This window comes from Photorhabdus kayaii (genome assembly GCF_025384895.1).
GTDB classification, from domain to species: Bacteria; Pseudomonadota; Gammaproteobacteria; order Enterobacterales; family Enterobacteriaceae; genus Photorhabdus; species Photorhabdus kayaii.
The window spans coordinates 1-4,596 of sequence record NZ_JAJAFZ010000127.1 but is presented as its reverse complement, the minus strand read 5'-3'; the positions used below and the strand labels follow the sequence as shown (position 1 = coordinate 4,596).

At 37.3% G+C, this 4,596-nt stretch carries 4 protein-coding genes and 1 pseudogene; 1 reads left to right on the top strand and 4 read right to left on the bottom strand.

From position 1 onward, the window contains the following. Positions 1-805: 805 nt before the first annotated feature. Complete coding sequence (locus LGZ98_RS22945) at positions 806-1,096, bottom strand: immunity protein CdiI family protein (RefSeq protein WP_113041468.1); 291 nt, start codon at positions 1,094-1,096, stop codon at positions 806-808. 374 nt (positions 1,097-1,470) lie between these two features. Between LGZ98_RS22945 and LGZ98_RS22940 the strand changes: the two genes are divergently transcribed. Then, on the top strand, positions 1,471-2,019 hold the full coding sequence (locus LGZ98_RS22940) for an RNA 2'-phosphotransferase (RefSeq protein WP_113041469.1): 549 nt from the start codon (positions 1,471-1,473) through the stop codon (positions 2,017-2,019). On the opposite strand, the gene LGZ98_RS24390 is transcribed toward LGZ98_RS22940, so the two are convergent. The 3 genes and pseudogenes from LGZ98_RS24390 to LGZ98_RS22925 form a co-directional block, all read right to left on the bottom strand. After that, positions 2,000-2,398, bottom strand: coding sequence for a DUF6960 family protein (locus tag LGZ98_RS24390; protein WP_113041470.1), 399 nt, complete (start codon positions 2,396-2,398; stop codon positions 2,000-2,002). The genes LGZ98_RS22940 and LGZ98_RS24390 overlap by 20 nt on opposite strands. A 1,188-nt stretch (positions 2,399-3,586) precedes the next feature. After that, positions 3,587-4,090: a hypothetical protein gene (locus LGZ98_RS22930; RefSeq protein WP_113041472.1), complete on the bottom strand. Its 504-nt coding sequence runs from the start codon at positions 4,088-4,090 to the stop codon at positions 3,587-3,589. Then, positions 4,090-4,596, bottom strand: a pseudogene (locus LGZ98_RS22925) (hypothetical protein); the annotation flags it as partial. The gene LGZ98_RS22930 and the pseudogene LGZ98_RS22925, both read right to left, overlap by 1 nt.

Here is a 4,596-nt window from a genome sequence, read left to right as displayed (position 1 = left end):
AAACTATCGTTAAAACTTTATACCGATTAACCCAAGAGTTAAGACAATATTTTTTAACAATGGTCTAAAACCTGCCTATTATAAAGCTATCAGTAAAAAATGAAAAACAAAATTTGATTTTATTAATGCTTATGTCTCCTGGAGAAAACGGATAAATAAAAACATGAATAGTTTAATAAAATAATCTTTTTTCCAAAAGGAATCGCCTTTAATAACGCCTTAAACCAAGGAATAAACTTTTTCATAAACCAATTAAATCATCAATCATGAAAAATCTGAATAACAACCCCCTTAAATAAATGATTTAACGGCATACGAATTAAATTACTTTCAGCGTTATTATTTTATATTTATTATACAAAACCGTGATAGTTTAAACCAGCTTTACACTGCTTTAACCCATCTAATAACATCTCTTTTTTACTGTTTGATTTAAACCATTTCTCTTTTTATACTGTCAATGTGATTTAACGCTAAAATAAATTTAATATCATTATTTTTCCGAGATATTTTCACTCGCTGTTAATGGTTAAACACCTGTCTAACCGTTATCATATTTCTGACTTATTAACCCTCAAAACTTTTAACCTTTGTTGATAGAATAAAACGTTATTAAGCATTAAAGAAAAGCTAATTAACCAATAACACGTTATTAAAGTTTTAGACGATTTAAGAATATTCTTTATTTTTATAATCAAAGCAATCGAAGCTTTACTGCCGATAGCACCACCAATAGTGAACTGTACCTTAATCAGTTGGTGTCTAACTTTTGGGGTGCAGTTAACTAACAATCAGGGATTAGTAATCATTGCTGATATACTACTTCATAGTCATTGTTCAATTCAGTTTGTAGCTTTTCTCGCAGATATTGACCTTTCTCCTTAAAGACTATTTCTGCTTCTGGGGTTGAAAATCCAGAACTTAAGGGATCATCCAAATTTAATGTTTCATCATATTGTTTAAACCAATTATTTAATTCTTCTTTAAGAGAATCACTAATTGGTAAAACATCAGGATCAATATTCCCAACCTCATCATCTGAATCAAGCCATAATGGATAATAATCGTAATCAGCCATTAATTTTATTCTTTTCATATATTATTTACTCCCTGCTGGATTAACACCAACAATAAAGCCATTACTGCCAGTAGTCACCGCTATTCGTTGTTTTTGTCCATTGATTGTAATTTCATAAATCGGACGTCCAGTACCTTTTCCTTGATAACCGACAATCTTTCCTTTAGAAACAGCATCGATAACTATATTTGGTATGATGTGGGATTTTTGGCGGCGTTGACGGCACTAGTTGCATAAAAATATTGTTTATCACCATCATTAATCGGAAAATATTTCTGGGCAGAGAACATTAAATCCCGGCGGCGTTAACCGAGAAGTTCTCCTAAGTCGATGTTAATCTGGCAATCATTCGGGGAGCAGTTTATCTGATGGATCGGGGTAAAGGAAAAAGTATGAGTAAACAATTTGATAAAACAAGTAAATTTTTAAGCTACATTTTACGGCATCAACCCGAAGCGATAAAGCTAACGCTTGAGCAAGACGGCTGGGTTAATATTGATAAACTAATATCCCATGCTAATCAACATGGTGAATCACTTAATAAGGAACTCATCGAACAAATTGTTGCTACCAGTGATAAGAAACGTTTTACGATTTCGGAAGATGGAGTAAAAATTCGCGCAGCACAAGGTCATTCAACTCAGCAAGTTCAGATTAAACATGTTGAACAGACACCGCCTGAGTTTTTATATCATGGTACAACAACACGGTTTCTTGATTCTATTAAAACTCAAGGACTGGTTACAGGCTCTCGTCATTATGTCCACTTATCCAATGACGAACAGACAGCTATATCAGTTGGTCAAAGACACGGTAAACCAGTTGTACTTAAAATAAAAGCCCTGTTGATGTCTCAACAAGGCTTTAAGTTCTATTTAGCTGACAATGGCGTTTGGCTGACGAAGGAAGTTCCTGCTGAGTTTATTCTTGAACTGGAATAAGTTCATCTTCCGCATAGCGTCTGGATGATTTTTTACCATTAAAAGATAAATAGTAGATTGGCTCATCATTTTTATGATGCCACCCTATATTTAATATAGTACCTCTTTTATCTGGCGAAGAGACAACTTTTACGTTGTCTCCCACCATAAAATAAACCTCTCTGACTGGTTTAAACAAATCAAGTTTAACTCTAAAAGAATAATCCCCATAATTTAATCGAATAAACTCCCCACATTGTTCTGAACAATAGAAAACTTTTCCATGCAAAATAAGTTTTCTTACACATTCTAAATCATCTGGGTAGATCAAATTAACATCATCCTCATCAAACCAAGGATATAGTCCCCACGTGCCTTTTAAATCTGAACTATTTATCATATACCCGTTATCTTTCAAGTTGCCTCTTTGTTGGCTGCACTCACTCACCCCGGTCACATAGTTATCTATGCTCCCGGGGATTCGCTCCCTTGCCGTCGCGATCCATCTTGAAATCCATAGGGTATATAGTTTATACCCCTGAAAATCTTTACTAAAATATTTATCTGGTAATTTACCAAAAGCATTTTTAACAGCATCTAAAGAACCTGAACTTGGTTTATAATGACCCGAAGCATTATCTATAGAGTAAATTTTACCTGCCCTAATTTCGACTATTCCAGCTCCTAAAACCAATGGATCTTTACCACCAATTAAAGTTGGATGTGGCATTCTCTCACCACTACGAGTACCAATAATTACATTCCCTTTTTGGTCAACAACATACATAAATTGACCATTCATATTTTTGCTACCAATTCTTCCTGAATCGGTTAAAAGCCCTGTTATATTCTGAGCTGTAGGATTATTTTTATAAATACCATCAACTAAAACACCACCTGCTTCATCCGCTGCTTTAGTCGCTGGATCTACTGACCATTTCTGAACCGATTGAGCCGTCGCCCCCTTTCCAGCATACAACTTCTCATTTTCGATCAAACTAGCTACGGTATCAGTATCAGATTTAGCATTTCTTAACAGCGGTTTTGAGGTATGACTCAACCCTTCTGCCAGATCCTTGGCACCTTCTTTGGTATTACCTAATACCTTTAGCGTTCCCGCAGCCAAAACGCCGGTCCCAACCGCCGCTTCTGGCGCAACCGCATCAGCGACAAAAATGCCCACGTTATTCAGGCACAGCGCCGGATTGGTTTTACAGCCTTCAAGCGCAACACGCCCTGCCGTTGCTATTTCAGCCGAACCCGCAATCAGTATCTGACCGCCATAAACCAACGCATAGCCGCCTGCCGCCACTGCGGTGACGGCAATCGCCGCATCCTGCCGCGCAATGACGCGCGCTTCCGCAGCTTTATCCCCTTTTCCTGCCGCTAAGATGTCTTTTTGATTTTCTACCGATAACTGATACAGCATATGCTCAGTCATGTTGTCTAGCTGTGTTTAGAATGACTGAGAATTAAGTCATTTAATCCCTACACGACTTAAGTATTATCCCCGTAGGTTGTAGGTTAATGTTGATGGATAAAGGACAAATAACAGCCTCGGTACAAGTCACAATAACTAGAGCAATCTTCACTCCTCAGATACAGGCTTAATCCATAAGGACATTAGTGAATCATTTCTAAGTGCCATTGCTACATTATCAGCAAACTGAATAACAGTTATTCCACCAATCAATTCATCATCACCGATACATATCCACTTTGTAGATGGATCCCTAAATGCGGGCCACAAATTTATATTTGGAATGTCCATAGCAACACCTTGAATTAACTTAGTATTGTTAAGATAAACGAAGATCTCACCAGGTAACATAGTGGGAATTATTAGTTCTCTTGATTCACAATGCTGCAATGGATATAAACCCCATGGGTAAAGTAATTTACCTGATTCAACCCCTACTTCAATTTGAAGTGTCCCAATAGTTAAAGATGTACATCCTTGATTACCTGTTTTCCTTTCAACTTCAACCTCAGAATAATCAATAAAATCTATCGAATACTCAGACTCTCTATAGATAAGTTTGCCCTGTAGAGGTTTGATACAAGGTTTCCATAAGAAATTCATGTTTTGCATTATTGACCACTTTTGAATAAGAAATGAAGCACAGTATTAGTTTTGGGATCAACAACTAACTCATAAGTTCCCTCGCTACCATTCATCATCCCAGGGACATCCCATCTTAATGCCCCTGGAACACCTCTTGGATCTGTGGATGGTAGTTTAGAATCCATAATTTCTTGCATCAATGCTCTTGAATCACCATAAGGTCTAACTCTATCCCCAGCTTTGTTAATATCAATGAGGTGTTTTTCGACGGTTTTAGTTAATTTAAGATCGTTTGCATTGATGCGTACGTTCTCATTTATGGTACCCTTCGTTCCTTTTGTAACACTCTTGGCTGCATTAACCACCACAACTTCAATTTTCGCAGCCGCCGCTTCCGTCGCAGTTTTACCCACACCTATTATGTCAGCCACACCACCCGGTGTTAATGCCTCAGCGACCTGCATACCCGCATGACTCAATCCTTCTGCCAAATCCTTGGCACCTTCTTTGGTGCTACCTAATACCTTTACCGT

Excerpts from the sequence above, each read along its gene's own strand:
- LGZ98_RS22945 (WP_113041468.1), bottom strand. The coding sequence starts at position 1,096 with ATGAAAAGAATAAAATTAATGGCTGATTACGATTATTATCCATTATGG.
- LGZ98_RS22940 (WP_113041469.1), top strand. The coding sequence starts at position 1,471 with ATGAGTAAACAATTTGATAAAACAAGTAAATTTTTAAGCTACATTTTA.
- LGZ98_RS22930 (WP_113041472.1), bottom strand. The coding sequence starts at position 4,090 with ATGCAAAACATGAATTTCTTATGGAAACCTTGTATCAAACCTCTACAG.
- LGZ98_RS24390 (WP_113041470.1), bottom strand. The coding sequence starts at position 2,398 with ATGATAAATAGTTCAGATTTAAAAGGCACGTGGGGACTATATCCTTGG.